Raw genomic sequence first — 25,770 nt, forward strand, 5'->3', positions numbered from 1 at the left:
GTACGCATTAGCCCCCATTTCACTGCTCTAGGAATCTCATGCAGGGTCAACAAGCCGCTGAATTTCAGCTTATTTATCTTTTTATTCACTTGGTGAATGCGGGTAGTTTTTCTGCTGCGGCAAAAGAACTGACCATGCCGGTTGCGACAGTCAGCCGTAAACTGGCCAAGTTGGAAGCGGTGTTAAACCAACAACTGTTGATGCGCAGTACCCGTAAGCTAAGACTGACCGAAGAAGGCTTGGCACTATTTCAAAAATATCAGGCACTCATTGCCCAGTTTGATGCGCTCAATGGCGCACCAGAAACCCCCGAAGGAACGTTACGAGTCTCTGCGCCGATCTCCATCGTGACGGCACTGTTTATCGATGCCTTCAATGAGTTCTGTGACAGCTACCCAGATATTCGTCTGCACGTGGTTCAGAGCAATGAGGAATTCGATCTGATCGATGAAGGGATTGATGTGGCAATCGTCGGTGGCACCCAACCGGACTCCTCTTGGATATCTCGCTCTATGGGAGTGTTGGACTACAGCCTAGTGGCATCACCAGCGTATTTACACAAAGCGCCAGCGTTGGAACACCCTCAGCAGTTGCAGCATCATCAAATCATTAAAGCTTGGCCGTTATATAACTTTTCACTACGTCATCCTAATGGTGATAGCTTTTACTACGATGCTCCCGCCAAGCTCACGCTTACGGACCTCAATGGCGCGATTATTGCCGCCGAACGTAACGGTGGCATTCTCTATGGGCCTGAGTTGTTTGTGCGGCAACAGATTGAAGACGGCAGGTTACAAGTCGTACTGCCAGACTGGCATTGTGAAAAGCGTCGAATATCGCTACTGCAGCATCAGCGCAGTCAACAGCCGCTTAAGGTAAAACTCTTCATCGACTTTATGCTATCGAAATCAGCCACCATATTTTCGCAGCGATAGCCGTCTCCTACTGCGACAAAAGAGCCCCGAATTTCGGGGCTCTTTATAATGAGTAGCATTACAAACTGATACCTGCTTTAGCGAGGTCTTTATCAATCACACTGCTGGGCAAAGACACATAGCCGTCCTTCTCCACCACTGTCTGGCCTTGCTTAGAAAGAATATATTTTAAGAACTCTCTTTGCATCGGCTCCAATGGCTGATTGGGATGCTTGTTAATATACACATACAGGTAGCGGGACAAAGGGTATTTACCACTGGCAGCATTTTCAGGCGTTGCTTCAATATAGTCATTACCGTTCTTCGCTAAGGCGACCGCTTTAACGCCTGCCGTTTTATAGCCTATTCCAGAGTAACCAATCGCATTGAGCGACTGTGACACAGATTGAACCACTGACGCACTTCCCGGTTGCTCGTTAACACTCGGCTTAAAATCACCTTTGCATAACGCATGCTCTTTAAAGAAACCATAAGTGCCAGAGACTGAATTACGACCATAAAGCTGAATGTCTTTCACCCCCCAGCCACCGGTCAGTCCAACATCACTCCAGCGTGTTAGTTCCTGAGACCCACATTTATGCGTAGTTGAAAATATGCCGTCAATCTGTTCCATATTGAGGCCTTTAATTGGGTTGTCTTTATGAACAAACACCGCTAAGGCATCAATGGCAACACGAATACGAGTTGGCTTGTAACCAAAGTGCTTTTCAAACGCTTCTTCTTCATTGGGCTTCATCGCGCGGCTCATTGGGCCGAACTGCGAGGTGCCTTCAGTTAATGCCGGAGGGGCAGTTGATGAACCAGCGGCTTGGATCTGCACATTCACATTCGGGTAGATGTGTTTAAACTCTTCCGCCCACAAGGTCATCATGTTTGCAAGCGTATCTGAGCCTACCGATGACAGATTACCTGAGACACCGCTGGATTTTTGATAGTCAGGCAAAGTCGCATCAACCGCCGCCTGCAGCGTGAACGGCAAGACGCTTGCAGCTATCATCGCCATTGCGCCCACCAGATAATTCAGTTTCATGTTATCTCCGTAGTGAAACAGGTTGTACTGATTAAATTCGCGTCAGTATTCAGTGTTAACTTGAATATTTTATTGCACTTTAATGACATTTAAATGACAGCCATTTTGGCCATGTCAGCGATTACACCACTAAATGCTGTGGAATAATAAAACTGAAGGTACTGCCTTTACCTGGGATACTGTTGATTAGCAACTCACTGTGATGATGGTTGAGCGCATGCTTTACGATAGCAAGGCCAAGACCAGAGCCGCCGGTTTGCCGTGAGCGCGCATTATCCACACGGTAAAAGCGCTCAGTAAGCCGCGCAACGTGTTGCTGCGCGATACCAATGCCACTATCGGTCACGCTAAAGCGGGCCCCAGTCGCAACGCGTTGCCAGCCAATGTGAATTTTACCGCCTGGCTCTGTATAGCGAATGGCGTTGGAAATCAGATTTGAACATGCGCTTCGCAGTTGGAGCTCGTCACCATGAATATTCAATTGCGGATCTAACTCAAAACTGATCTCATATTCGTCGCGGGCCAGTGCATCTGCTTCTGAACGCAAAATGGCAAACATCTTCTGCATGTCGACCACTTTTTCGAGATTAATTTCCGCCGAGTCTTCGATTCGCGACAACACAAGCAGCTGTTCTACCATAGATTTCATGCGGCTTGCTTGTTGTTGCATCAGGCTCAATGCGCGCTGATTTGGATCATCTTCATCGGCCATGCTTTGCATCACTTCGAGATAGCCTTGCAACACGGTCAGTGGTGTTTTTAATTCGTGAGAAACGTTGGCCACAAAGTCCTTGCGCATCCCTTCAAGTTGGCGAACGCGCGTGATATCACGCGCAATAAGCAACATCTGCTGCTCACCATAAGCAATGATACGGATCTCAACGATACGTTTTTCAGACACTGGCGACGGCAACGCCAACGGCTCCTCAAAACGGCCACCTTTCAGATAAGCAGAGAAATCGGGATGGCGAATGAGGTTATCCACCCGCTGACCATTATCTTGTGGCCAAACTAACCCCAGCATTAATTGCGCTAACTTGTTGCACCAAATAATGTTAAGCGCGGGGTCCAGCACGACGGCGGCATCTGGTAGAGCTTCGGCACCCTGACGAAAGCGGCCAAGTAAGCCGGCTAACTGACTTACCCGTTTACGGTTCTTTCCCTGTAAACGATAGATACCGTTAAACACCCCTTCCCAACTGCCACTGCCTTGCGGCGGCGTCAGTCGTCTATCTTTCCACAACCAGTGATTGAGCCGAATAAGCTGGCGGTAATTCCACAGCAGCAGGATCCCCATTCCAATACAGAGCACAAGCAGCAGATGTCCGGCCGCGAGGCCGACCAATAAACACGCTAAAAGGAAGAGCGCTAAGCGTAAGAACAGTCGGTATCCTGAATAGGAATCAAACATAGATTATTGCGCCAGTCGGGTAAGGCTTACTGAGCCAAAAGCCCTATGCCGGACTTGGCTCAGCAAAACATTGCGTTTAGGTACGAGCAGAGAAGCGATATCCAGCACCACGTACGGTCTGGATTAAACGGTCATGTCCAGAAGGCTCAACCGCCTTACGAAGACGACGGATATGCACATCCACTGTACGATCTTCCACATAAACGTTAGTTCCCCAAACGTTGTCTAGCAATTGCTCGCGAGAATAAACACGCTCAGGATGGGTCATAAAAAAGTGCAACAAACGGAACTCAGTGGGTCCCATATCGAGCACTGATTCACCAACAGTAACACGGTGGCTCACCGGATCCAGCGTCAATCCTTGTACTTCAATCGTATCTTCCAGTCGTGTTGGCGCTGCACGGCGTAACACAGCTTTAATACGCGCCACCAGCTCTTTAGGTGAAAATGGCTTGGTGATGTAATCATCGGCACCAACTTCTAACCCTTTCACTTTATCTTCCTCTTCGCCACGCGCTGTCAGCATGATGATAGGAATTTGGCGAGTGAACTCGTCCTGCTTCAGCGTCTTAGCAAACTGAATGCCGCTTCCGCCTGGGAACATCCAATCAAGCAAAATCAGATCGGGATACGGTTCCGTCAGCAACGCTGATGCAGATTCAAAATCTTCGGCTGCAGTGGTTGCAAAGCCATGTTGTTCCATCACAAACGAGAGCATTTCTCGAATGGCGGCTTCATCTTCAACAATCAAAATTCTTGCAGTCATGGGTGCTTCTTTCAGTAAAATAACACGCTGCTATTATTGGACAATTTTATGACAGATTTATGAATAACCAGCAACTTATCCGTCATATAGCTGCCATTTTTGCATATATTTTTAAGCGAGTAACCTGATGAACTGCAGAAAATAAAAACGCCAGTCAATGACTGGCGTTTTTATTCACAAAGCTTGTCTTAGAACTTGTGTTCTAAACCCAGACCTACGTAGTTATCGTCGTCTGATACACCGTCCATAGAACGGGTAGTGTAGAAGGCAAACAGTTTCGTTGGTTTAGCCAGCTTGTAGTCTGCACCCACTGACCAAGAATCACCAGTGTCTTCCATGTCTTGGTACTGAGCTTTCAGGGTTACAGCGTCGATGCTGTAAGCTGCACTCAGCAAATAACCGTCGATGCTATCCGCATCGCCTTCAGATTTTTCTTGAGACTGCCACATTGCGCCCAGTTTCAGGTCAGCGATTTTACCTTGAACAGTCGCACGTACAGTGTCATAGCCTTTCACTTTTGAATCATATGCGATAGCGGCATAGATTGGCGTCTTCTTCAGGCCAGCATCACCATACATCAATGCTGCAGATACACCACTTTCACCATCTTGTGAGCTTGAAGCTTCGGCCGCATAAGTTACGCCGAACTTCACGTTACCCATTGAAGGAGAAACATAGTTAACTGTTTGTTCAATACGGTTGTCACCTTTGAACAAATGTTTCAAGTCACCAGACAAATCGTTGAACTGGTCAACCTTACCTTGAGAAACTTTCATCATGGTGTCTTGGCGACCAACAGAGATAGCACCAAAGTTACCTTTCAGACCGACGAACTGGCTACGTGCTTTGAAGTTAGTGCTGTCTGAGCTGTCAGTCGCAACTTCATATTCAACTTGATAGAAAGTACTCAAAGAGTTACCCAAGTCGTACTCACCTTTAGCGCCAAGGCGAGAAGCGTTGCTTTGCACGGCAGTTTCAGACTCACCGCCTTCATCATTTGACTGTACAGTTACGTTCAATTTGCCGTAAACAGTCAAAGGATCTGCTGCATATGCAGAGGTGATACAAGCAGAAGCAATAGCGGTAGCGAGTAGGGTTTTGCAAATAGAGTTCATCATTATTTCCTTTCGACGTTATGTTCGTCTTGGTTATGGATTTGGAACGTGCGAAAGTGTGCAGTTGGCGTGTTGCAGTTTTATTTCACTCCAACGCTGCAGGCGTAGACCAATAATAATTTTTTGCCAGCAACATCGACTAAAGCCTTAAACGGCGCGGGTTGGCGGGCGCTTAAGTTAAATATGACAATTTGGTTAAATCTTTGAATTTGTGACTTTTGGTCACTTTTTGAGCGAGGTTTACGCCTAAAAAAAGATGGCTTACACTGCCGACTCCATTTTGAATGAGCAGCGAATATGTGGTTTAAAAATCTTACCCTTTACCGTTTCAATAAACCGTTTTCTATCGAGACAGAACAACTGGAAAAAGCGCTGGATGCGTTTGTATTCCATCCCTGCTCTAGCCAAGACATCAGCAAATTTGGTTTTAGCAACGCGCTTGGCAAACTCGGCCAATCATTGGTGCACAGCGCCGAAAATCGCCACTTAATCTGTGCAACGAAAGAAGAGAAAATTCTGCCATCGCAGGTGATTAAAGAGGCACTTGATGAAAAGGTGGCGCATCTTGAAACCGAAGAGCAGCGCAAAATCACCAAAAAAGAGAAAGACGCCCTTAAAGACGAAATTACAACAACCTTGTTGCCACGTGCCTTCAGTCGCCGTAGTCAAATTCGTGCACTCATTCTGCCAGAACAACAGTTGTTATTAGTCGACAGCAGCAGTGCCACTAAAGCAGAAGAGTTACTGGCGCTATTGCGTAAGGCGATTGGCAGCTTACCTGTTGTACCTGTGAGTTTTGCAACACCTATCGAAGTGCAACTCACTGATTGGTTAAAACAAGGCGAGCTACCAGTCCCCTTCTACATGCAAGATGAGGCTGAGCTTAAATCCGCTGCAGATGAAGGTGGTATCGTGCGCTTTAAACAGCAAGACCTCACCGAAGAAGAAGTGCTTGCTCACCTAGAGTCAGGCAAACAAGTGCATAAACTGGCGATTCAATTTGAGCAATCTATTAGCTTTGTGCTGCAGTCAGATGCTGGAATTAAGCGTCTTAAGTTTGCCGAAGAGTTCCGCGCGCAAACCGATGATGTTGCCGGTGAAGATCCGCTCGCCAAACTTGACGCCGACTTTGTGTTAATGAGCAGCGAAATTATTGCACTACTCAACACCTTGTTTATCAAACTCGGTGGTGTGGAAGAGCAAGCAATTTAAGCCGTTAAGTTGCAACCAATAAAAAAGCGCCATTGGCGCTTTTTTATTGGTAAAAAATCACTTAGATTTCTTGAAGTTGCCATCACTGTCAAACGGCCAATCAACCCCAAGCCACGCTTCAAATAACGCCTTCTGCGAACGAGCAGGCTTTTTCACTGACTTAATTTGTAATTTACCGTCGGGCGCTTTGCTCAAAGAAACGCGTTTAGTTTGCAATGTGTCATCTTTAAACAGCGTCACCTCAACGTCGTCACCCGCGTTAAAGTCACCAATGCGCTTGTCGAAACCGTCATGGCTAACCTTGAGTCCGTTTATAGCGATCAATTCATCACCCGCGGCGATTCCGGCTTTCCATGCCGGACTATTGCGCTCAACATAAGCAAATTTCAGGCTATTACTCGCTAAGCTCGCCCCCAAAAACGCTTTAGTCTTGGCTTCGTCACCATAACTTAGCCTCAACCCTGCCTCATCAAAGATCTTGTTAAAGTCGTAGCTGATAGGTGATTCAACGTTAACCTGCCACCAATGGCTGTAATCTTTGTCGGCTAACTGCTGCAGAATTTGTTTGATGATGGTGCTGTTGTAGCCTTTCGGAATACGGTAATCGCGGTATAACAACTTGTGAAGGTCGCGATACGATGCTTTGAGTTTAGTGTCGTTTAACAGTTGGAAATCAAGCGCCATCGACACCAAATATCCTTCTGAGTAGATATTCACACTGTGGTTGCGAGCATAATCACCGCCCGTGGCAACCCATTCACCCAGACTCGTCTCCGCCACAGATTGCTGTTCACGGCCAGGCGTGTGTTGATTTCGGTCAATGCGCTTGGCTAAGTCCTCTAGGTATTCCTTAGGCGTCATGACACCGGCGCGCAACAGCAGTTGATTTTGGAAATAACTGGTTGAACCTTCAGCCATCCACAGCAGATCGCTCATATTTTCCTGCTGATAGTCGTACGGTACTAATCCCTCGGGGCGATAAGCTTTAACGTTCCACGTATGGATAAACTCATGCGAGGCAGTACTGATAAAACGCAGATAGTCTTTGCGCTCGCGGAAATTAAAGCGTGGCAGTTGAATTACCGTGGAGTTGATATGCTCGGTCGCACCACGGGCGCCACTGGTGGCATGCACAATAAAAAGATACCGTTCAAACGGATAGCCGTTCCAAATATCTTGAGATTTACTGGTGACCTTTTCTAAATCAGTCACAATCTGATCGAGGTTATAGTTCCCTTCGCCCCACACCACCAGCTCAAACGCTTTACCGTTGGCAGTAAAACTGCGGTGCTGACTGATGCCCGTTTCGATTGGCGAATCAATTAAGATATCGTAGTTATCAGCAACAAAACTATGAGGTGCATTGCCTGATGCCATGCCTGAGTAGCTTTTCCATGCGTCTGGAACTTGCAACGCCACTTGTACTGGCTGTTCACGGAAGCTTGGGCTATACATCATCACACCGCTGGCATCCAAATAGGCATGTGTGCTGCTAATATCCCGCACCCGTTGCCCGAGTTCATTGGCATACAACTGATAAGACACAGTGACTTGCGTGGGTTTATCGAGACTCACACGCCATTCGCCACTCGCGCTCCTTTGCCAGTTAAGTTTATTTCCCTGCTCGTCTGTGGCGGCAAAATTTCTGACACCATCAGCCAACGGCAAAACGGTATATTTACCAGTACGCCAAACTGGCAAATTGACTTGAAGCGAATCTTCAGAGGTTTTAGGAAAGGTGACGGAAACTTGCGCCAGATGATGTTCAGGTTCTGTAATATTGACCTGATATAAAACGTCGGCAAAGGGTGCTTGAGAGAAAGTCACACCGGCCAATAAAACGGCACTTTGAATCGACAAACTGCTGATTTTCACACGAAATCCTTGCTGAATGATTGTTGTAATGCTGAATCCAGAGTATAACAAGTTCACGGTGACCACTCACGCCGATAACATAATCATTAACAATTAAAATATTGCCGAACCCTATCAACAACCGAGAGAGTTCTTATTAATGCGTTGGTTTATTTGCTGCTTTGCCGCCTTTGCTTTCACCTTGAGTTTACCGCTCCAAGCTCAGTCAGCTGATGAGATTGAAGTTATCTATCGTGAGACGCCACAACAGCTGTACCAGCAATTACATGAATCAGTGCCCCAAACCGTTTTCAATACGGCAGATGAGTTGCATCAAGCTGCCATCGCGAGCAACCAAAGCGATGATGACCTCTTTCAAAGTTTATATTTTCTGGCGCGACTCGCGTTAGAGAGCCGCGTCCAATACGAAGGAAAACAAACAGACGCCACGACATTGCATGATGCGCTACAACGTGTCGCAACTAATGATTATCAGCGAGCCGCTGCACTCAATATTGCGGGGCGTTATGCAGGGCGCATCAAGCAGCAGTATCGCGATACCGTGAGTTTCAATGAACAAGCGACGAACTATATTCGCAACGCTAAAGATGTGCGTTCACTCCAGCTTAAAGTCGTCATCTACGACGAAATGGGGGTGGTTAATCTTATTCTGAAGCGCGACGATGCCGCCCTAAACAACTTCAAACAGATGCTTGAAGCCGCCACCCTGCTTCGCAACAACTATCTTATTGCCGAGGCCGAAGCGAGGCTGGCCAAATACTATCGCGAAGTCGATAAAATGCCGCTGGCGTTGCAACATTACACTGCCGCCTATAGCGCATCGCTTAAAGATAAAAAGCCATATCAAACCGCAATGTTAGAGCTGAACTTAGCCAAACTTTATCGCGATATGCAGCAGTGGAATGAAGCGCTTAATCACATTCATAAGGCTATCGACCTATTCCGCCAACAAGGTGATCATAAATTTCTTTCTACCAGTATGACGGTCATTGCCATCATCTATGCGGAGCAAGGTGAGTGGAATCAAGCAATCGACTATTACTTGAATGCACAACAGTATGATGCGAAGTACCAAAGCCTTACCGCCCAGGCGCGTAATTTCCATAACCTAGGCGAAGCTTATTTCCACATTGATAACTTTGACAAAGCATTAGAATACCTGCTGCAAGCTAACAAAATCTTTCGTGAACGTAACAGCACCCACTACTTGGTTTACAACGAAACCATGCTGGCACAAGTTGCGTCTAAAGCTGGTCAAGATGATGTCGCATTATTACATGCGCAAACCGCCTTAGCCCTTGCACAAAAACTACAACTTAAGGATGAGCAGATAGAAGCGCTTACCTATCTGGTGACGAGCCAACAGAATAAAGGGCTTTATGCAGAAGCATTGAGTAATCAGCAATTGATCACTCAGTTAACCAAAGAAATGTTGGAGCAGGCGAAAACATCTGAAACGCCTAAGACTGAACAGGAAATCACTGAGCAAAGCTTGCTGCTCAAAAGCCAAAAACAACGCACCGAACTGCAGCAACAGCAAAATATGCTGCTTAATCGTAATATCGTCATTGGCTTTTTGCTGATTCTGCTGGTGTGCGTTGGCACCTATATTTTGTATCTCTACCGTAAACGCCAACGCGAATTAGTGTTACAACAGCAAACAATGGAGCAGATTAAGCTGGATGCTGTCTATCAACTGCCCGGCTATCATGCCTTCTTCGAGCAGTTTGCGCAGAATAATGTAGGCGTAGCACTGGTACAGTTTGCCGAACTGACCAATGCCCCAATCGAGCGCGGGCAATTTGCGGCTAAAGCCATTCAGGACAACATTTACAACAAACTCAAGTTTTTATGCCGAGCGCAAATCTACAGCATTGCTCCAGGTCAATTTGCGCTGTTAGCTCGCCATGAAATAGATCCGTCAGAGTTACATCAAAGGTTACGTAGCATCAATCTGGACGGTGATCCTTTGCGACTCGACATAGCGGTCATCAACCTACCACTACTTGCTGATGAGGAAGTAACACTACCCACTGAGGTGATGTTTGAAACATTACAGTGGATGTTGGCGGGAGCCGCGTCGACAGATATTGAGACAGGCTGTCACCTTAGCATTAAGGTGCTAGAATTTACTCCATCGACAGTATTCTCACAGCCGCTCTACCTACAGTTGGCACAAGGCGTAAGACGAGGTTTTATTCGTATTGAGAGCAATGCGAATAAAGATGCGATCACATGGCCACGTTTCCAACCGTTAGAGACGTCAGAATCTGCTAATATTCTTTGATCCACATAGAAACATCTGAAAGGAATCATTTGCAGCATCACGGGATTGCTATAACATTGACGCAGATAACGCAATGTCTCTGTTGCGTCAGTCAATTATCCCTCCCAGAGCAGCAAAATGCCGAAGGAATGACTCAGGAATGAAAGACGCAAACGCGGGCCTGTCACAACAAACACTAATGAAGCAGAAACTCGAAACTGCTCAGATTGCATTAGCTGAACTAAAAGAAGACAGGAATGCCAAACTTCGTGCATTGTCAGGTTTTATCGGCCACCTTAGCTTAGCCTGTAAAGGCCAGAATTTAGAACTCGACAACAAATTAGCCAAATTACGTGCTAGCTTTTCTGACGTTGACCGTTTAGATGACATCCTGCCGGAACTGGTCGATATCGAACGCATTCTGAAACGCCAATATAGCCACGTGATGACCAAGCTAGAACAAGGTCGTAACGGGTTAGTCAAATTTAGTCGTCAGCTACAACGTGTTGAAAGTGTTCCAGATAAACTGCGTAAAGAAGTAAATTACTTCAAACAAGACGTGGGCAAACCGTTTCATACGGTATGGGACTATATCCCCAAAGTAGAGCAATTAATCTCCTTTTATGAGCAAACGTTAGCACTCTGCTTTGATAGCGAAGAGCCCATCACCTATCTGCCCAAATACCGACAATTGGCGCATGAACTTGCGCAGATGATCTCCGAGATTGATTTCTCCAAAGCCCAACGTGACCAAGTGTTGGTTATTAAGGAGCAGCTCGCTACCGAGATTGATATCGACGCCCTGTTGGAGTCCTATCAAACGATTCTCAGTATGTTGCTGGAGAATATTGCGAAAGAGAAAAGCGCTTCGCAGGAGTTTTTGTTCGCTCTCAATGAAGCATTGATGTCAGTGCGCGATTCGATCAATGAATCGCTCAATCAGGCACAGCGCAACCAACAGCTAAAGAACCAGCTGAATAAAGATATCAATAGCCAAGTTGATAATGTGGAAAGTGGCTTAGCAGTTGCCGACAACATGGAGCAGATGAAGCACCAAGTTATCGAACAGCTCGCAGTGTTACGTGCCAGTCTCAATCGCAAAGAAGCGTTAGAGCAACGCGAAGTAGCCATGCTGAAAAAATCCGTTGAAACATTACGCAACGAGATTAATGAGCTAACGTCGGAAACCTCATCGTATAAAGAGAAATTGTTCGAACAACAGAAACTCAACTTGCTCGACAGTTTAACTCAATTGCCCAACCGCGCCGCACTGGACGAGCGCATGGAGCAAGAATACCGCCACTACCAACGTAACCGTAATCCACTTTGGGTCGCAGTTGCTGACATTGACCATTTCAAAGCGATCAACGACAGCTTTGGTCACAGTACCGGCGACAAGACCCTGCAAGTCATTGCAATGGCGCTGAAGAATTCTCTGCGCGATACTGAGTTTGTGGCGCGTTATGGTGGTGAAGAGTTTGTGTTGCTGATCCCTGATGTCTCACATAACGATATTGGTCATTTATTGAACCGCGTGCGAGAAAAAATCAAAAATATTCCATTTAAATTTAAAAATCAGCGTATTACAGTTACCTTATCGATTGGAGCAGCAAAGATTATCGAAGGCGAACATATTCTTGAAACGTTTGAACGCGCCGACGCTGCTCTCTACAAAGCCAAGCATGAGAATCGGGACAGGGTTATTATCGATTGACGCGACAACGCCTGCCCCGCTTTCTTAAGGAGTATGCATGATCGTCAAAATTAGTCCTCGGGGCAGCATGGACCAGCTGTCTCAACTCGAAGTCGATAGCTTAAAACAAGGGGCGAGTAGCGAGCTTTATCAGCTTTACCGTAATTGCTCACTCGCCGTTCTTTCCTCTGGCGCGCAAACTGACGACGCCAAATCACTGTTTTCCCTGCACAAAGATTTCGACATTAACGTGCTACGGCGTGAGCGCGGTATCAAATTAGAGCTGATAAATCCGCCAGCTAGCGCCTTTGTGGATGAGCAAATCATCGTCGGTATTCAAGAGCACCTGTTTGCGGTGCTACGCGACCTCATTTATGTTCGCCACAAATTTAGTAACCTCAAACATATCAACCCTAATGACCCTACCCATATCACCAATATGGTGTTTGATATTCTGCGCAATGCACGGGCAATTTCCCCCATGCAAGATCCCAATGTGGTGGTGTGCTGGGGCGGCCATAGCATCAATCATGTAGAGTATAAATACACCAAAGAAGTTGGTTACCAATTAGGGTTACGTAAACTCGATATCTGCACTGGCTGTGGGCCTGGCGCAATGAAAGGTCCTATGAAAGGCGCTGCTATTGGTCACGCCAAGCAACGTATTCATAAACCGCGTTATATTGGCATTACTGAGCCAAGCATTATTGCAGCTGAGCCACCAAACCAAATTGTGAGTGAGCTGGTGATCATGCCGGATATCGAGAAACGCCTAGAGGCGTTTGTCCGCATGGGCCATGGCATCATCATCTTCCCTGGTGGCCCGGGAACTGCTGAAGAATTACTTTATATACTTGGCATTCTGTTACATAAGAAGAATGCTGATATTCCGTTTCCCTTAATTCTTACCGGACCACGTGAAAGTGCGGCGTATTTTGAAGAGTTAGACGCCTTTATTGGCGCCACTCTCGGCAAGGAAGCACAGGCGAAATATCAAATTATTATTGATGATCCTGCGGCGGCAGCTAGACAGATGCGACTCGCAATGGAACAAGTCAAACAACACCGTAAGCAGACCGGTGATTCGTACCAATATCAATGGGGGCTGACAATCGAACCCGATTTTCAACTACCATTTGAGCCAACACACGACGCAATGGAATCTCTTGATTTGCACATGAATCAAGATAAAGCCAAATTAGCCGCGAATCTACGCAAAGCGTTTTCTGGTATTGTGGCGGGGAATGTTAAAGCAGACACCATGCAATACGTAGAGGATTATGGGCCATTTAAGCTAAAAGGCGATGCTGCCTTGATGGTATTAATGGATAAACTGCTGTCAGCATTTGTCAGCCAACAACGGATGAAGCTTCCGGGGAGTCATTACACCCCTTGCTATCAAATCAGCAAATGAACCGACTACTGATTATTGATGGGATGAATCTGGTGCGTCGCATATTAGCGGCGCAACCGGATCAAGATGATATGCAAGCTTTGGCATTGCGCGCGTTATCTGCATGTCGAAAATTATGCCGTCATCATCAACCAAGCCATGTGGTCGTGGTATGGGATGGCACAGATGTGTCTTGGCGCAAACAACTCTACCCCGATTATAAAAAGGGGCGTAAACCTATGCCAGAATCGCTTGCAAAAGGCCTCCCTTCAATAATCAGCGAGTTAAAGTCCCAGGGGTTTAATTCACTGCAAGCCGATTCAGAAGCTGATGATGTCATCGCAACCCTCGCCTACAAACTGAGTAAATCAGGCGGTGAAGCGATTATCGTTTCCACCGATAAAGGCTTTGCACAGCTTAACCTTAACGGCGTTAATCAGTGGGATTATTTTGCTAATCAATGGTTAGATATTGCGGCACTTGAGCAAAAGCTTGGAATATCACGGCAGCAACTGTTGGATTTTGCCGCTTTGAGCGGTGACAGTGGTAATAAAATCCCCGGTATCGCCGGGATCGGCCCCAAGTCAGCTGCCGAGTTACTGCGCAGTTACCGTTCACTCGCCAATATCTATAACGCGCTCGATAAGCTTGGAGCCAAACAGGCGCAAAAACTCGCAGACGGGCGGGAGATGGCAAGACTAAGCTACAAATTAGCCAAACTGCGTACTGATATGTCATTGCAGGTACGTTTAAGCGAATACCGCCGTCAAAATTAACAACGTGGCTGCATTTCGCTAAATTATCTTACAATTACGACTTGAATCTCGGCCTAGAGTCATCAGAAGATAGACATACTTAACTGCAATCATTAATGTCCTATGAAAAGCAAAATTCCTGTCATTATTGGCGCTATTTTTCTCTCATATCTTGCCTTTGTTTCGGTGATTATGCTGGTCTATGAGCCATCCCCCGAAGATATGGATTGGGAAGATCGACAAGCTTATAACCGTGGCAAGATTGGCGAGTTATATATTGGTGAACAATTGACTGAAGTGCAAAAGGCAATGGGAAATGCCGACTTTTCCGAAGCGAAACTCGCGAACGGTAAGCAACTCAGGGTGTTGTTTTATCAGACCCAACGTAAAGTTGCTGATGGACAACTTACCCGCGATGAATGTACGCCGTTGCTGTTTATCGATCAGCAGCTAGTCGCGTGGGGCGAAGACACCTATCAACAATATCTGTCTCCCAGTATTGCCACCAACTAACCGAATATGAAGCATTAAAAAAGCCGCCCTCAGGCGGCTTTTTTAATGGACTCATTATTTAAACACTAGCGTCTTGTTGCCATTGACGACAACTTGATTGTTCACAACTAATGCAAGTGCTCGAGATAACACACTTTTTTCAACGTCACGCCCGGCTTTCGCCATATCATCAGCGCTATAGCTATGGTCCACCGGAATAACATCTTGCTTAATAATCGGGCCTTCATCGAGATTATCATTTACAAAATGCGCCGTTGCGCCAATGATTTTCACCCCGCGTTCCCATGCCTGACGATATGGATTAGCGCCAATAAAGGCAGGCAAGAACGAGTGATGAATATTAATAATCCGATTTGGAAAACGGCTGACGAAGCCAGACGTCAACACCCGCATAAATTTCGCTAACACCACGTAATCTGGTGCATAAGGCTCAACCACTTTCAGAATGGCTTGCTCATGCTCTTCACGGCTATAGCCTTCATGGGAGACATAATGGAAAGGAACATCAAACTTCTGCGCCAAAGGTTCCAGAATTTCATAGTTGCCCACAACCGCGGCGATTTCTACATCAAGCGCGCCGTAATAGGCTTTCATTAACAAATCACCGAGACAATGTGCCTCTTTGGTCACCAAAATCACCACCCGTTTACGGCCAGCATCGACCAAACGCGTACGATTTTGCTGCGGTAACACAGCTGACAAATCGGTAAGAAAACGCACTGAATCTAACTCACCATCAAATTCGGTACGCATGAAAAAGCGCTGCTGCTGATTATCAACAAATTCGCTATTTTTAATGATATTAAGCTGATGCTCGAAACAAACACCGGTGATTTTGGCAATCAAGCCGGGCTCGTCCGCACAATCTGTCAGCAAAACCTTATGTGCCATTTTCGCCCCCATACAACATTAAGGCTGAAGAATATGCCACAGAAAAAGCGAAATGGCTGCATAAACATCAGGATTTACTTCAAAATATTAAACAGAACTCGCGTCAATATGGGATTGCATCTGCTGACGGACACTTTCGGCCTGAGTCCCAAATACCACTTGAACCCCATGCCCCAATACAATCACCCCTTTCGCACCCAAGGCTAGCAGTTTGCGTTTGTCGACGTTTTCAGGCGTGTGCACACTTAAACGAATACGCGTCATACACGCTTTCATATGCTCAATATTGGTGATGCCCCCTAGGGCATTAATTAATAATGCAGGACGCTCGCTAGCACTGGCCGCCGGCATTTCAAAAGACTCAAGCCGGCCGGGGGTTTTGAGATTAAAGATACGGATAGAACTGGTAAACAAGGCGTAATAAATAAGCGCGGTCATTGGGCCGAGGATCAAAAACCAGCCACTATTACTGGAGTTATGCCACAGCAACACTAAATCAATTAGCCCTTGTGAAAAGGTAACACCATAGTGAATCCCCAGCATCACACAAATCATATAAGCCAAGCCACAAAGCAATGCATGCACCAGATAAAGCACCGGCGCCACGAACAGAAAGGCAAACTCAATGGGCTCTGTTACCCCCGTCAGCCAACTCGTCGCGGCCGCAGACAACATCACCCCGGCGATGCGATTACGTTCCGACGGATTGGCGCTGCGTAAAATAGCGATTGCAGCCGCCGGCAAGCCCCACATTTTAATCAGATAACCGCCGGCCAGATTCCCTGCTAATGGGTCGCCAGCCAGATAGCGCGCCACCTCGCCGCGGACAACTTCGCCCTGGTGCACGTATTGACCAAACTCTAAAAAGAAGGGGGTATTCCAAATATGATGTAGCCCGAGCGGCAGTAACAAGCGCTCAACCGTCGCATAAAGTGCAAACGCCCACGCTGGACGTTGGTATACCGCCCAGTTCGCAATCTTATCAATATGCTCAGCAAGGCTTGGCCAAATGCAGGAAAAGCCCCAAGCAACAACCATCGCTAATGGCAGTATTAACATAGGCGCGCTGCGTCGGCCTTCGAAAAAAGAAAACATCTGCGGCAAGCGCACGAATTGGCTTAAGTACATTGCCAGACAGCTCATCAACCCCATGACCATGCCACCCGCAATACCGGTATCAAGCATTTGATTATCAAGAATTGCGGTAGATTGCAGGTCAATTTGCTGACCGGTCAACACCGTCATTGAAGAGGTAAATACGCCGTAGCCAAAGACAGAGGTTAATGCGGCAGTGCCAGGCTCCTTGCAAAAGCCAGTGGTAATTGCCACCGCAAACAGCATCGGCATGATCAGAAACGCAAAATTACCGACATTACGCAGTAACTCGGCAAATTCCAGCGGCAGATAGTCCTGTAATGAGCTAGCTAGGCCCAACATAACCCCAGCGGCAGGCAAAATCGCGATCGGCGCGAGCAGAGTCTGACTAAGATTCTGCGCAAACTTAAACCATTGAGTCGACCACCAGGTCAGCGATTTTCTCATTTTAATAACTTAAGCCATTTTTTAAGCCAAGTAAGCGCTTCGTTCTCCGGTTCCATGGTTTCACACGCATCGATTTCAAACACTTCGCCAATACGTTTCGCGCCCAATTCGCTAAAGAGCTCATCCAGTTGATGACCACCGCCACAAAAATGGTCATAGCTAGAGTCTCCAAGCGCTACGACCGCATATTCTAAATTGGGCAAGTATGGAGCACTATCTTTCATCTGCACAAACCAAGGCACAATATTCTCTGGAAGATCGCCATCACCAGTGGTTGATGACACCAGTAACAGGAGTTCCTCTTCATTTGGCACATAGCCGGTAAGCGATTCTGGTTGATGCAATTGAACAGAAAGCCCTTGATTTTGAAGCTCTCGGTAGAGCGTCTCTGCCACTGATTCAGCGCTGCCATAAACTGATCCGAACACTAGGCTGATCTTTTTCATGTTATACTCCGCGCCCACCAATTGAAGATACTGATCTTCAACATACTTTATCCCCTGTGCTGCCTGCAACTAGACGAAAGCAGTCGATAAAGTCCATGCTAGACAAGGACGCAAAAATGCGACAAAGCAGTCGACAAAAATTGCTCAAACAACATCAGCGCACAACCCATGTTCGTCGCGTATGTTATTTCCAAGCAAATCGGCAGGAATATCATCACCATCACTATCCGCTTTCGTCATATCAACCGCTGATGGAACTCATGCAGCGGTTATCAGATGAAGGTTCTACGATCAGCAAATAAGTTGTGGTGACGTCCTATCTAGTTCGGCGTCCGACCAGCCTAAACCAGCAAAGACCTCCAGCCACTCAGCCTCAAGCTCAGTGGTGATTGTCATTGGCGTGCCTAAAATAGGATGTGTGAGTTCCAATTTTTGCGCCAACAACCATAAACGGTTGATGCCAAAATGCTCGCGAAAAAAACGGTTTTGTTTACCGTCGCCATGAGTGGTATCGCCAATAATAGGATGTCGCAGGTGCGCCATGTGACGACGTAGTTGATGCTTGCGCCCTGTTAACGGTTTTAAACGTAACAGACAAAAACGACTGCTCGGATAACGCCCAGAGGGATAAGGGATTTCACTGTTCAACAGTGGCGAAAATTGCGTTACCGCATCCTGCGCCGCTTTGTCTTGCCTTGCATGCTTATCGGCGATGTCGTCAAGTTCTTCCCGCAATGGGTAATCAAGCTCGCCAGCCTCATGCATATTGCCTCGAACCAAGGCGAGGTAGTGCTTTTGAATATCGCGTCCGGCAAATTGCTCACAAAGCAGTTTCGCCACCTGACTATTTTTGGCGAACAGTAGTACGCCCGAGGTCGGTCGGTCTAATCTATGTACCGGAAACACATGGCAGCCCACTAGGTCACGGGTAAGCTGCATCGCAAAAAAGCGTTCTTTACGCGCAAGATAGGTTTTGTGCACCAACAAGCCCGCGGGCTTGTGAATTGCCACCATATGTTCATCTTCAAACAGAATACGGATGTCTGGGGCGACTTCATTCAACCCTTCATCGAGTGCTACATCATCATGTTCATTCACTGAGCAAAGCATCTATCGCCTCCAACGTCGCGATAATTAACTGGCGTTCAGGCAACTCGGCCCACACATGTTGTGCCATCGGCGCGACAGCAATCTTTTTTGGCAAAGGTTGCTGATTATCGAGTAATTGCTGCATGCGCGGTAAGAAAATAAATTGCAGCCAAGATTCAAAACTCATGCTGTCGCAAGCAAAGGGAGCAGTGCTTGTTAATGCCGCAGCAGACGGTGGCACGTCACTCCACAATTCATGGTTTCTTAGGTGACACTCAAGCGTCTCGAGTAAGATTTGCGTTTGTTGATACACCATTATTTCAATTTTGTCGGCGTTTTAAAGCGCCCTATCATACCATCCGAGACAAGATATCCCTATAATTGCGCCCTTCTGAAGACGTTAGGTAACGAGTTATGAGTACGATCAATACATTGGGGGAGCTCCTCAACGCCGCCAATAGTGAGTATTTAGTGTTTGATTTAGGTCGACGTGTACAACCCATTGCGACATCTGTATTTCAAGCCTTTGAGAACTTGCAACTCGCGTATCCATATCCTATTCAAGGGCATGCACAATTCGCGATTGTCTTTGGAGAGAATAAGCAACAACCATTTATCTGGTTCTTAAAGTTCCCGCTGGATGAACGAGGATTGCTAAATCCGGCTGCACGTAGCCAATTTTTACAGATGTTATCGGATGCCATGGGAGACGACATCACGCGTCCATTAACTGAAGAAGAACAGCAGCGCATGGCAAATCATCCATTTAACGTGCGTCCTTCTCAGGAGAAGTTAGCAATCTTCAATGCGCAGTTGCGGAGACAGCTAAAGCAGCCAGCATCAGCACAATATGAATTCGCATGCCAATATCTGAGTGGTAAAACAGATGCACAACTTTGGCAGAGTGTTGGACTGCAAGGGTTAGCGGATATCTGCGCCCGCGCTGAGGATTTCGAGCATGCGCAGCTGCTTAGCAATGCCCTAAGTTCAAAGATTGTAGAAATCCAAACCGCCAGTTGTCAGTTGTTGGAGCATGTGACGCTACCGACATCGGTGATGCAAACCGTTGAAACACTGTTTAGCCATGCCGAAGCTAAGCAACGCAGTTACTTGCTGCGCGCGGTAGCATCCAGTCCAGACTGTTGTAATACCTTGCTCCGTCAAATGGCCGCAAGCCATGAAAAACTTGAGCAAACGCAACTTATTGCAGTTGCCGCGCGTTGCTGGAACAGCCTAAAGCAAGACGATGTCCGCAAATTTTATCTAGAGTCACTAGCCCTGCAACCGCAAAGCTTTTTTAATCAAATCTTTGCTGATATTGTGGCGATTCCAGACATCCGCCACCCATTGCTAAGTGAACTACGCAATCCAGATCGTAGTGAACGCCTCTCACAAGCAATCGGTGGGTTATTTAAGGCCATGACTCAATGATGACCGACTTTTTGATGATCGCTGCATTAGTTTTAATTGCTGCATTTTTTTGGCAATTAAGACAGATGGCGGAAATCGCGCGCCGTTATATGGAAAGAGAATGCGCAAGACAAAGAGTGCAACTCGTTGCCATCGCGATGGACGCAGCCAGACCGACATTGGGCGGCGCAACAGGTCTCGGTTGGCGTGCCGGCTTTATGTTTGAGTTTAGCACCGACGGCATCAATCAATTTCGCGGGAAATTACGTATGCGCGGTAATCAGATTGAAAAAATAGAGTGGCCAATTTTTCCAGAACCAGAATGGCAACAAGCACCATCCTCTAAGGGGAAATTTGGTGGTGGCTGTGGTAGCAGTTGTGGTTCAGGACGCTGCCATTAATTTTCCGAGAACGACACGCCTACGTTATCGCTCTCAGTCACATGACACAAAGAGAAAGGGCGCGACAATGAGTCGCGCCCTTCTATTTTTTTGCTAAGCCTTCCAGCTATAACTTGTGCTTCCCTGCACCATCCATGCGAATGTGACGCGTCCTGCTCCTTGTCTTTCCTTGATGTTTCCCTGTACTTACGTACATTTCCCTAACTACTGGAGATTCCTTCTACCAGCCTTGCCTCGTCCTGAAGCGTGTCCTCATCGTCCTTGAAATTCCTTTTCCGATTCCCTAGGTCATCCTGACGCCCCGGTCCTCGGGGAAACTTTCCTTGCAGAACTGTCTTCCTGACAGTGCCCTTTCCTTGTATCATCCTTGGATTGTGTCCCTACAAGTTCATCTTCCTGATGAATCGTCTTCCTGACGAGTCCCTGCGCTTCCAATCCTTCGATGGAGTTAATATTACTCTAAAGGGGTAATCTGCGTAGGATGGCTCACAAAAATAAATTTTTCCTCGCATGTTGTCCTACACGTATCACACAACAACAAACAATTTAGTTTCAATATGTTAGGTATAAAATACAAGACAAAACTGCACAATTAAGCAATGAATGTCTCACATCCGTGTAAGACATATCTCACACCGATGTAGGGAAAAACGGAAAGCTATATATAGTTTGCACCATATCGCTAGCAATTTATTATCGATATTTTGGCTGTTCACCTCGTCTTCAGCTAATTGCAGTACACTTAATAGAGCAATTAAACTCGAGCTCACTGCTAGTGTAAGGAGAGAATATGGATACCGTCATTCCGGACTTTACATCGTTGTTTGCGCAATTGGGTTTAGACAACGACGATAGGGCCATTGAACAATTCATCGATACACACAAGTTGCCAGCCAATGTGCGTATTGCTGAAGCTCCATACTGGAACACATCCCAGCGACTCTTTTTTGAAGAGGCCATAACGCAAGATGCCCAATGGGCCGAAACCATTGAGCATCTGGATAGTGCATTACATATGTAAGTTAAAGCTGCTGATAGGCTTTATCACCCCATCCCGCTAATTTGTCAGCCTTAAAAATTAGCGGGGTGCACTCATCTTTAGTGGTTTTACCATCACTATGTGTATGTTGAGTACGGTAAAACAGCACTTGGACCATTTCCCCGTTAGAGCCGAATGCTTCATTAAAATCAGCGGTTCCCATCAGGGTCTCTACCTGAGAAGTCGACATGCCGATGTTGAGTTGCGATAAGATCTGTTGATTATGTCGCTGCACTTGCTGCCAAGATTCACTATCATCCCAACGATCATCTCCACCCACTTTTACGACACAGGCAGTTAAACTTAAGCTCGCAGCTGCTAATACCGGCAACAAAAATCTATTCATTTTCACTCCTTTTTTGAATATTTATCTGTATGATCACTTTCGTTAATAAGCAAAATTATTGCCAACATATAAATTGTATATTTATCAAGTTGATACATTTACAAGCAATGATTAACATTAGTCAATAACACCGAAAAATAAGGGAACTCACCAAATGTCATCAGTGGTTGAACAAGTGGTTATTATCGCCGCTAAGCTGCACCAGTCTGGCATCACGCCTTCTACCGCCTTAGTTAAAGCTAAGTTTGGTGGCAAAATTCCCTTGCCGGTACTCATTGATGGCATGTCTCGTTTTAAAGCCATGTCGGATGACGAGATTGAAGCGGCAGCACATCGCGCCAATGAGTCCGTGCAAAATGAAGCTAAGGTTGAACAACAAACAGATGATATCGCGCAGTTAAAAGCACAAATGCAGCAACTGTTGCTATCCCATCAACAGTTGGATGCACGTATTGCAGCGCTGGAATCCCAAATCAAGCCATCAGATAACGAGCCACAATAGATGTACGTTAGTGAAATCAGTTTTGAATGCTTCGCTGACACGACTATCAGCGAGGCAGAACACGCCATCAATTATCTACTTGAAGCTTGGCGCCAGAATGGCCAAGTGTTGGGGCGGGAGTTTGCGGTTGCCTTAAAAGACGGCGTATTTAAAGTACGTCTGTTACTGCCTGAAGAAAATAGCCTAGCTAACCGGTTTAACAGCCCGTGGGCAAAGCAAGCATTAGATGAACTAAAGCACGCCAAACTACTGCACCCGCGTGAAAAGCTTATCGGCTTAGATATCAATTCAGAGACCAGCAATAGTGAGATGTCCAGTTGGCAGTTACTTTATACGAGCTACGTTCATATGTGCTCGCCGCTGCGCAGTGGTGATACGCTGCAACCTATTCCATTATATCGGGTACCCGCGACCTTCAACGGTGATCATAAACAAGTGATCCGCTGGCAGACCGAGTGGCAAGCTTGTGATGAAATACAGATGGCATCGGCATCTGCCGCCGAATTTGCAGCCGTAAACGAACTAGCAAACCATCAAAGCGACCTATTTCGCCGAGGCTGGGATCTACGCGGCCGCATCGAATATCTGACAAAAATCCCAACGTACTATTATCTTTACCGAATCGGCGGTAGCAGTAAACAAGCCGAGATGGACCGCTGTTGCCCGCGTTGTGGCAATCCTGATTGGCGTCAGCCCGAACCTTTGCTCGATTTATTTCTGTTCCAATGCCACAACTGCCGCATTGTGTCGAATCTTTCGTGGGATTTTCAGTAGGCCGCTAACTTACTTTGATGGAAACAAATTACGCCACATCCGCTTAAGGCTGGCCATAATTCCTGGGTGGTCACTGGTAGGTTCATTGGGAAAGTCATATTCCACCGCTGGCGTCACTCTCGGCGTCAGCTTACCGAGTAAGTCACTGATAGAGTTGGCAAGCTGAACAGATGGTTCATCGCCGGGTTTCTCTCGCCATACCGACCCATCTTGATTGCTCACACAAATCATATCATCGCCATCGGCTAACACGCCAATAAACCATGTAGGGCTTTGTTTGAGCTTAGCTTTCATCATCAGGTGACCAATAATGTTATGCTGCAACCGCTCAAAATCGGCTTGGTTCCATACTTGGAGTAGCTCCCCTTCTCCCCATGGAGAATGGAAGTGCAGCGGCCCAGCCCAAAAGCTGCCGTAGTATTGACTGATATCCTCATGCAAGGATATCGACAGCGCATGTTCAATATTGGCAAAGCTGCCCAACGACTCGCGCTCAACAAATTGCCACTGAACTGGTTCAACTTCGTGCTCATCAAGCTGACACAACGACAACTCGCCTGACGCGTAGTGACGCGGAAATTCATCAACATCGGACTGATAACGTCGCGAATACTCAACTAACCATTGACGCAGCGCTGCTTGGCAAGACACCTGATCTTTCCTTAAATTACGATATAATCAGGGTCTATTTTGCATGGAATTATTTGGAATGTCACAGAATCCTCATTCAGATCCGTATCAGCAGGCTCCTGAGCTGGCGGAATTGACGCTAGGAAAATCAGTTTCTTATCAACAACATTATGCACCCGAGCTACTGCAGCCTGTGCCGAGAAAGCTCAATCGTGATGCCATTGCCTTGGCAGAACCCTTGCCTTTTCACGGCACCGATTTATGGACAGCTTACGAATTATCTTGGCTAAACCACAAAGGTAAGCCGATGGTAGCATTGGCTGAAGTAGAAATTGATGCGTTTAGTCAGAATCTGATCGAGTCCAAATCATTCAAGTTATATCTTAATAGTTTGAACCAAACTCAATTTGAATCGGTTGAAGCATTACAACATGTATTGAGCAAAGATCTGAGCCGATGTGCCGACGGCCAAGTGAAAGTCACGATTATAGAACCGAAACAGTTTAGCAATCAGCGTGTTGGCGAACTGCCAGGCCACTGTATTGACGATCTTGATATCGAGGTATCTGATTATGCCTTTTCCCGAGATTGGTTGCTGGACAGTACCGATGATAAACAAATTGTCGCTGAAACACTCAATTCTAACTTATTGAAATCGAACTGCTTAATCACTTCGCAACCCGATTGGGGCAGCGTAATGATCCGCTATCAAGGGCCAAAAATTAATCGAGAGAGCCTGCTACGCTATCTGATCTCCTTCCGTCAGCATAATGAATTTCACGAGCAGTGTGTCGAACGCATATTTACCGATCTTAAGCAGTTATGCCATTGCACCAAACTGACCGTATATGCGCGTTATACCCGTCGAGGTGGCTTAGATATCAATCCATTCCGCAGTGACTTTGAGCAGTTGCAAGAAAAGCATCGCCTCGCGCGACAATAGCGTTAATTAACTTGAGTTTCGTCGATGAACTGCCACTTTGGCAGTTCATCCTGCTCTGGGCATATGACAGCCAATGTTAATGACGATGACACTTGAGCGAGATAACAATGCCAAGCCTGCAGCTCCACATCGACCATATTCCCTACAAAAGTTAACGCCTTTTCAGCATGATAGCTGCAAGGCAACATTGAAGAAAAATCGTAATGCGCAAGTGATTCACGAAGGCCGGTACCACGCGCCTTCATTAGCGCTTCCTTTAGCACCCATAATCGATAAAACATCACAGCTTGTTGCGTCTCTGGCAAGCGTTGCAATAGCTGATATTCAGATTCAGCAAAATAGTGTTTGGCAATCTCAGACCAGTTACGCGTCACCTTAGTATTTTCGATATCGACGCCTAGCCAAGCGTGATCGCTGACAGCAATGGCAAGATAATCACCACTATGGCTCAGATTAAAATGCAGTGAATACTGCGCCTGTTGCTCAACACTGAGCTGCGGTTTGCCCTGAGAATCCGTAACAATATCCCAATAGCTCAATGGTTTTTGAGCCCAAATAGATAAATAGTGCCGCAGCCAATAACGACTTTGTAACGCAGTCCAACGCCGTCCTTCATGACTGAAACCGCTAATAGTTTTTCGCTCACGGTCAGAAAGTGCTGCACTTAACATGCTGATGTTAGCTTCGTTGAACGGCGCAATTTTTCTTAAATATACTTTGTAAGTCAAATCATTAGCTACCAAGGTTTAGCGGTATCCCATACGGGATGGTTAGTTTCTTATTCATTCCTGTT

27 protein-coding genes are annotated in these 25,770 nt (G+C 46.5%); 14 read left to right on the forward strand and 13 right to left on the reverse strand.

What is annotated here, in order from left to right:
* The first annotated feature begins 38 nt into the window (after nucleotides 1–38).
* Nucleotides 39–935, forward strand: coding sequence for a LysR family transcriptional regulator (locus HR45_RS11965; protein WP_037443240.1), 897 nt, complete (start codon nucleotides 39–41; stop codon nucleotides 933–935).
* Between the two features lie 58 nt (nucleotides 936–993).
* Here HR45_RS11965 and HR45_RS11970 read toward each other — a convergent pair whose 3' ends face one another.
* The 4 genes from HR45_RS11970 to HR45_RS11985 all read right to left on the reverse strand — a co-directional run bounded on the left by HR45_RS11970 (nucleotide 994) and on the right by HR45_RS11985 (nucleotide 5,260).
* A complete protein-coding gene (locus HR45_RS11970) occupies nucleotides 994–1,965 on the reverse strand; it encodes a PstS family phosphate ABC transporter substrate-binding protein (protein WP_037443242.1) in 972 nt (323 codons plus the stop codon).
* A 121-nt stretch (nucleotides 1,966–2,086) separates the two neighbouring features.
* A complete protein-coding gene (phoR, locus tag HR45_RS11975; protein ID WP_037443244.1) occupies nucleotides 2,087–3,376 on the reverse strand; it encodes a phosphate regulon sensor histidine kinase PhoR in 1,290 nt (429 codons plus the stop codon).
* A 76-nt stretch (nucleotides 3,377–3,452) separates the two neighbouring features.
* On the reverse strand, nucleotides 3,453–4,142 hold the full coding sequence (gene phoB / locus HR45_RS11980; protein ID WP_037443246.1) for a phosphate regulon transcriptional regulator PhoB: 690 nt from the start codon (nucleotides 4,140–4,142) through the stop codon (nucleotides 3,453–3,455).
* Between the two features lie 188 nt (nucleotides 4,143–4,330).
* Nucleotides 4,331–5,260 carry a porin gene (locus HR45_RS11985; protein ID WP_037443248.1) on the reverse strand — a complete coding sequence of 310 codons (930 nt, stop codon included), beginning with the start codon at nucleotides 5,258–5,260 and terminating at the stop codon, nucleotides 4,331–4,333.
* A gap of 294 nt (nucleotides 5,261–5,554) precedes the next feature.
* Here HR45_RS11985 and rdgC point away from each other — a divergent pair, with 294 nt between their 5' ends.
* Nucleotides 5,555–6,469 (forward strand): recombination-associated protein RdgC, encoded by a 915-nt coding sequence (gene rdgC, locus HR45_RS11990; RefSeq protein WP_037443250.1) that lies wholly within the window; start codon nucleotides 5,555–5,557, stop codon nucleotides 6,467–6,469.
* 57 nt (nucleotides 6,470–6,526) lie between these two features.
* Here the strand turns inward: rdgC and HR45_RS11995 are convergent, their stop codons facing one another.
* Nucleotides 6,527–8,344 (reverse strand): M61 family metallopeptidase, encoded by a 1,818-nt coding sequence (locus HR45_RS11995; RefSeq protein WP_037443252.1) that lies wholly within the window; start codon nucleotides 8,342–8,344, stop codon nucleotides 6,527–6,529.
* Between the two features lie 139 nt (nucleotides 8,345–8,483).
* Here HR45_RS11995 and HR45_RS12000 point away from each other — a divergent pair, with 139 nt between their 5' ends.
* From HR45_RS12000 to HR45_RS12020, 5 genes are all read left to right on the forward strand, one after another.
* Nucleotides 8,484–10,631, forward strand: coding sequence for a tetratricopeptide repeat protein (locus HR45_RS12000; RefSeq protein WP_037443254.1), 2,148 nt, complete (start codon nucleotides 8,484–8,486; stop codon nucleotides 10,629–10,631).
* 139 nt (nucleotides 10,632–10,770) lie between these two features.
* On the forward strand, nucleotides 10,771–12,324 hold the full coding sequence (locus HR45_RS12005) for a GGDEF domain-containing protein (protein ID WP_037443255.1): 1,554 nt from the start codon (nucleotides 10,771–10,773) through the stop codon (nucleotides 12,322–12,324).
* A 37-nt stretch (nucleotides 12,325–12,361) separates the two neighbouring features.
* The gene (gene ppnN, locus HR45_RS12010; protein WP_037443256.1) at nucleotides 12,362–13,717 is read left to right on the forward strand and encodes a nucleotide 5'-monophosphate nucleosidase PpnN; all 1,356 of its coding nucleotides are present in this window, start codon (nucleotides 12,362–12,364) and stop codon (nucleotides 13,715–13,717) included.
* Entirely contained in the window at nucleotides 13,714–14,472 is a 759-nt protein-coding gene (xni, locus tag HR45_RS12015; RefSeq protein ID WP_037443258.1) for a flap endonuclease Xni, read from the forward strand. The genes ppnN and xni overlap by 4 nt, the downstream gene beginning before the upstream one ends.
* A 102-nt stretch (nucleotides 14,473–14,574) precedes the next feature.
* A complete protein-coding gene (locus tag HR45_RS12020) occupies nucleotides 14,575–14,964 on the forward strand; it encodes a DUF3192 domain-containing protein (protein WP_037443260.1) in 390 nt (129 codons plus the stop codon).
* Between the two features lie 54 nt (nucleotides 14,965–15,018).
* Here the strand turns inward: HR45_RS12020 and purU are convergent, their stop codons facing one another.
* From purU to HR45_RS12035, 3 genes are all read right to left on the reverse strand, one after another.
* Complete coding sequence (gene purU / locus HR45_RS12025) at nucleotides 15,019–15,855, reverse strand: formyltetrahydrofolate deformylase (protein WP_037443262.1); 837 nt, start codon at nucleotides 15,853–15,855, stop codon at nucleotides 15,019–15,021.
* A gap of 87 nt (nucleotides 15,856–15,942) precedes the next feature.
* Complete coding sequence (locus HR45_RS12030; RefSeq protein WP_037443264.1) at nucleotides 15,943–17,397, reverse strand: PTS transporter subunit EIIC; 1,455 nt, start codon at nucleotides 17,395–17,397, stop codon at nucleotides 15,943–15,945.
* Nucleotides 17,394–17,843, reverse strand: a complete 450-nt coding sequence (locus HR45_RS12035; protein WP_037443266.1) for a flavodoxin — start codon at nucleotides 17,841–17,843, stop codon at nucleotides 17,394–17,396. Before HR45_RS12035 ends, HR45_RS12030 begins: the two co-directional genes overlap by 4 nt.
* A 116-nt stretch (nucleotides 17,844–17,959) precedes the next feature.
* Here HR45_RS12035 and HR45_RS12040 point away from each other — a divergent pair, with 116 nt between their 5' ends.
* On the forward strand, nucleotides 17,960–18,145 hold the full coding sequence (locus HR45_RS12040; protein ID WP_037443268.1) for a hypothetical protein: 186 nt from the start codon (nucleotides 17,960–17,962) through the stop codon (nucleotides 18,143–18,145).
* Here HR45_RS12040 and truC read toward each other — a convergent pair.
* Nucleotides 18,135–18,953: a tRNA pseudouridine(65) synthase TruC gene (gene truC, locus HR45_RS12045; protein WP_037443270.1), complete on the reverse strand. Its 819-nt coding sequence runs from the start codon at nucleotides 18,951–18,953 to the stop codon at nucleotides 18,135–18,137. The two genes, HR45_RS12040 and truC, sit on opposite strands and share 11 nt — an antisense overlap.
* Entirely contained in the window at nucleotides 18,934–19,248 is a 315-nt protein-coding gene (locus HR45_RS12050) for a YqcC family protein (protein WP_037443272.1), read from the reverse strand. The genes truC and HR45_RS12050 overlap by 20 nt, the downstream gene beginning before the upstream one ends.
* Before the next feature lie 98 nt (nucleotides 19,249–19,346).
* On the opposite strand from HR45_RS12050, the gene HR45_RS12055 reads away from it, so the two are divergent.
* The 3 genes from HR45_RS12055 to HR45_RS12065 all read left to right on the forward strand — a co-directional run bounded on the left by HR45_RS12055 (nucleotide 19,347) and on the right by HR45_RS12065 (nucleotide 21,764).
* A complete protein-coding gene (locus tag HR45_RS12055) occupies nucleotides 19,347–20,363 on the forward strand; it encodes a DUF3549 family protein (protein ID WP_037443274.1) in 1,017 nt (338 codons plus the stop codon).
* The gene (locus HR45_RS12060) at nucleotides 20,360–20,743 is read left to right on the forward strand and encodes a DUF3301 domain-containing protein (RefSeq protein ID WP_037443275.1); all 384 of its coding nucleotides are present in this window, start codon (nucleotides 20,360–20,362) and stop codon (nucleotides 20,741–20,743) included. Before HR45_RS12055 ends, HR45_RS12060 begins: the two co-directional genes overlap by 4 nt.
* Nucleotides 20,744–21,533: 790 nt before the next feature.
* Nucleotides 21,534–21,764 (forward strand): DUF2789 domain-containing protein, encoded by a 231-nt coding sequence (locus HR45_RS12065; protein WP_037443276.1) that lies wholly within the window; start codon nucleotides 21,534–21,536, stop codon nucleotides 21,762–21,764.
* A gap of 1 nt (nucleotide 21,765) precedes the next feature.
* On the opposite strand, the gene HR45_RS12070 is transcribed toward HR45_RS12065, so the two are convergent.
* A complete protein-coding gene (locus tag HR45_RS12070; protein ID WP_037443278.1) occupies nucleotides 21,766–22,128 on the reverse strand; it encodes a DUF3192 domain-containing protein in 363 nt (120 codons plus the stop codon).
* 154 nt (nucleotides 22,129–22,282) lie between these two features.
* Between HR45_RS12070 and HR45_RS12075 the strand changes: the two genes are divergently transcribed.
* Nucleotides 22,283–22,630, forward strand: a complete 348-nt coding sequence (locus HR45_RS12075) for a hypothetical protein (RefSeq protein WP_037443280.1) — start codon at nucleotides 22,283–22,285, stop codon at nucleotides 22,628–22,630.
* A complete protein-coding gene (locus HR45_RS12080; RefSeq protein WP_037443282.1) occupies nucleotides 22,631–23,404 on the forward strand; it encodes a Zn-ribbon-containing protein in 774 nt (257 codons plus the stop codon).
* A 9-nt stretch (nucleotides 23,405–23,413) separates the two neighbouring features.
* Here the strand turns inward: HR45_RS12080 and syd are convergent, their stop codons facing one another.
* Nucleotides 23,414–24,055: a SecY-interacting protein gene (syd, locus tag HR45_RS12085; RefSeq protein ID WP_037443284.1), complete on the reverse strand. Its 642-nt coding sequence runs from the start codon at nucleotides 24,053–24,055 to the stop codon at nucleotides 23,414–23,416.
* 58 nt (nucleotides 24,056–24,113) lie between these two features.
* On the opposite strand from syd, the gene queF reads away from it, so the two are divergent.
* Nucleotides 24,114–24,977: an NADPH-dependent 7-cyano-7-deazaguanine reductase QueF gene (gene queF / locus HR45_RS12090; protein ID WP_081933468.1), complete on the forward strand. Its 864-nt coding sequence runs from the start codon at nucleotides 24,114–24,116 to the stop codon at nucleotides 24,975–24,977.
* Between the two features lie 2 nt (nucleotides 24,978–24,979).
* Here queF and HR45_RS19065 read toward each other — a convergent pair whose 3' ends face one another.
* Complete coding sequence (locus tag HR45_RS19065; protein ID WP_156104068.1) at nucleotides 24,980–25,705, reverse strand: 4'-phosphopantetheinyl transferase family protein; 726 nt, start codon at nucleotides 25,703–25,705, stop codon at nucleotides 24,980–24,982.
* Between the last annotated feature and the right edge of the window lie 65 nt (nucleotides 25,706–25,770).

Source organism: Shewanella mangrovi, assembly GCF_000753795.1.
Classification (GTDB): domain Bacteria; phylum Pseudomonadota; class Gammaproteobacteria; order Enterobacterales; family Shewanellaceae; genus Shewanella; species Shewanella mangrovi.

Coding starts and splice junctions, on each gene's coding strand:
- HR45_RS11965 (WP_037443240.1), top strand. CDS start 39: ATGCAGGGTCAACAAGCCGCTGAATTTCAGCTTATTTATCTTTTTATT.
- HR45_RS11970 (WP_037443242.1), bottom strand. CDS start 1,965: ATGAAACTGAATTATCTGGTGGGCGCAATGGCGATGATAGCTGCAAGC.
- phoR (WP_037443244.1), bottom strand. CDS start 3,376: ATGTTTGATTCCTATTCAGGATACCGACTGTTCTTACGCTTAGCGCTC.
- phoB (WP_037443246.1), bottom strand. CDS start 4,142: ATGACTGCAAGAATTTTGATTGTTGAAGATGAAGCCGCCATTCGAGAA.
- HR45_RS11985 (WP_037443248.1), bottom strand. CDS start 5,260: ATGATGAACTCTATTTGCAAAACCCTACTCGCTACCGCTATTGCTTCT.
- rdgC (WP_037443250.1), top strand. CDS start 5,555: ATGTGGTTTAAAAATCTTACCCTTTACCGTTTCAATAAACCGTTTTCT.
- HR45_RS12000 (WP_037443254.1), top strand. CDS start 8,484: ATGCGTTGGTTTATTTGCTGCTTTGCCGCCTTTGCTTTCACCTTGAGT.
- HR45_RS12005 (WP_037443255.1), top strand. CDS start 10,771: ATGAAAGACGCAAACGCGGGCCTGTCACAACAAACACTAATGAAGCAG.
- ppnN (WP_037443256.1), top strand. CDS start 12,362: ATGATCGTCAAAATTAGTCCTCGGGGCAGCATGGACCAGCTGTCTCAA.
- xni (WP_037443258.1), top strand. CDS start 13,714: ATGAACCGACTACTGATTATTGATGGGATGAATCTGGTGCGTCGCATA.
- HR45_RS12020 (WP_037443260.1), top strand. CDS start 14,575: ATGAAAAGCAAAATTCCTGTCATTATTGGCGCTATTTTTCTCTCATAT.
- purU (WP_037443262.1), bottom strand. CDS start 15,855: ATGGCACATAAGGTTTTGCTGACAGATTGTGCGGACGAGCCCGGCTTG.
- HR45_RS12030 (WP_037443264.1), bottom strand. CDS start 17,397: ATGAGAAAATCGCTGACCTGGTGGTCGACTCAATGGTTTAAGTTTGCG.
- HR45_RS12035 (WP_037443266.1), bottom strand. CDS start 17,843: ATGAAAAAGATCAGCCTAGTGTTCGGATCAGTTTATGGCAGCGCTGAA.
- HR45_RS12040 (WP_037443268.1), top strand. CDS start 17,960: ATGCGACAAAGCAGTCGACAAAAATTGCTCAAACAACATCAGCGCACA.
- truC (WP_037443270.1), bottom strand. CDS start 18,953: ATGCTTTGCTCAGTGAATGAACATGATGATGTAGCACTCGATGAAGGG.
- HR45_RS12050 (WP_037443272.1), bottom strand. CDS start 19,248: ATGGTGTATCAACAAACGCAAATCTTACTCGAGACGCTTGAGTGTCAC.
- HR45_RS12055 (WP_037443274.1), top strand. CDS start 19,347: ATGAGTACGATCAATACATTGGGGGAGCTCCTCAACGCCGCCAATAGT.
- HR45_RS12060 (WP_037443275.1), top strand. CDS start 20,360: ATGATGACCGACTTTTTGATGATCGCTGCATTAGTTTTAATTGCTGCA.
- HR45_RS12065 (WP_037443276.1), top strand. CDS start 21,534: ATGGATACCGTCATTCCGGACTTTACATCGTTGTTTGCGCAATTGGGT.
- HR45_RS12070 (WP_037443278.1), bottom strand. CDS start 22,128: ATGAATAGATTTTTGTTGCCGGTATTAGCAGCTGCGAGCTTAAGTTTA.
- HR45_RS12075 (WP_037443280.1), top strand. CDS start 22,283: ATGTCATCAGTGGTTGAACAAGTGGTTATTATCGCCGCTAAGCTGCAC.
- HR45_RS12080 (WP_037443282.1), top strand. CDS start 22,631: ATGTACGTTAGTGAAATCAGTTTTGAATGCTTCGCTGACACGACTATC.
- queF (WP_081933468.1), top strand. CDS start 24,114: ATGTCACAGAATCCTCATTCAGATCCGTATCAGCAGGCTCCTGAGCTG.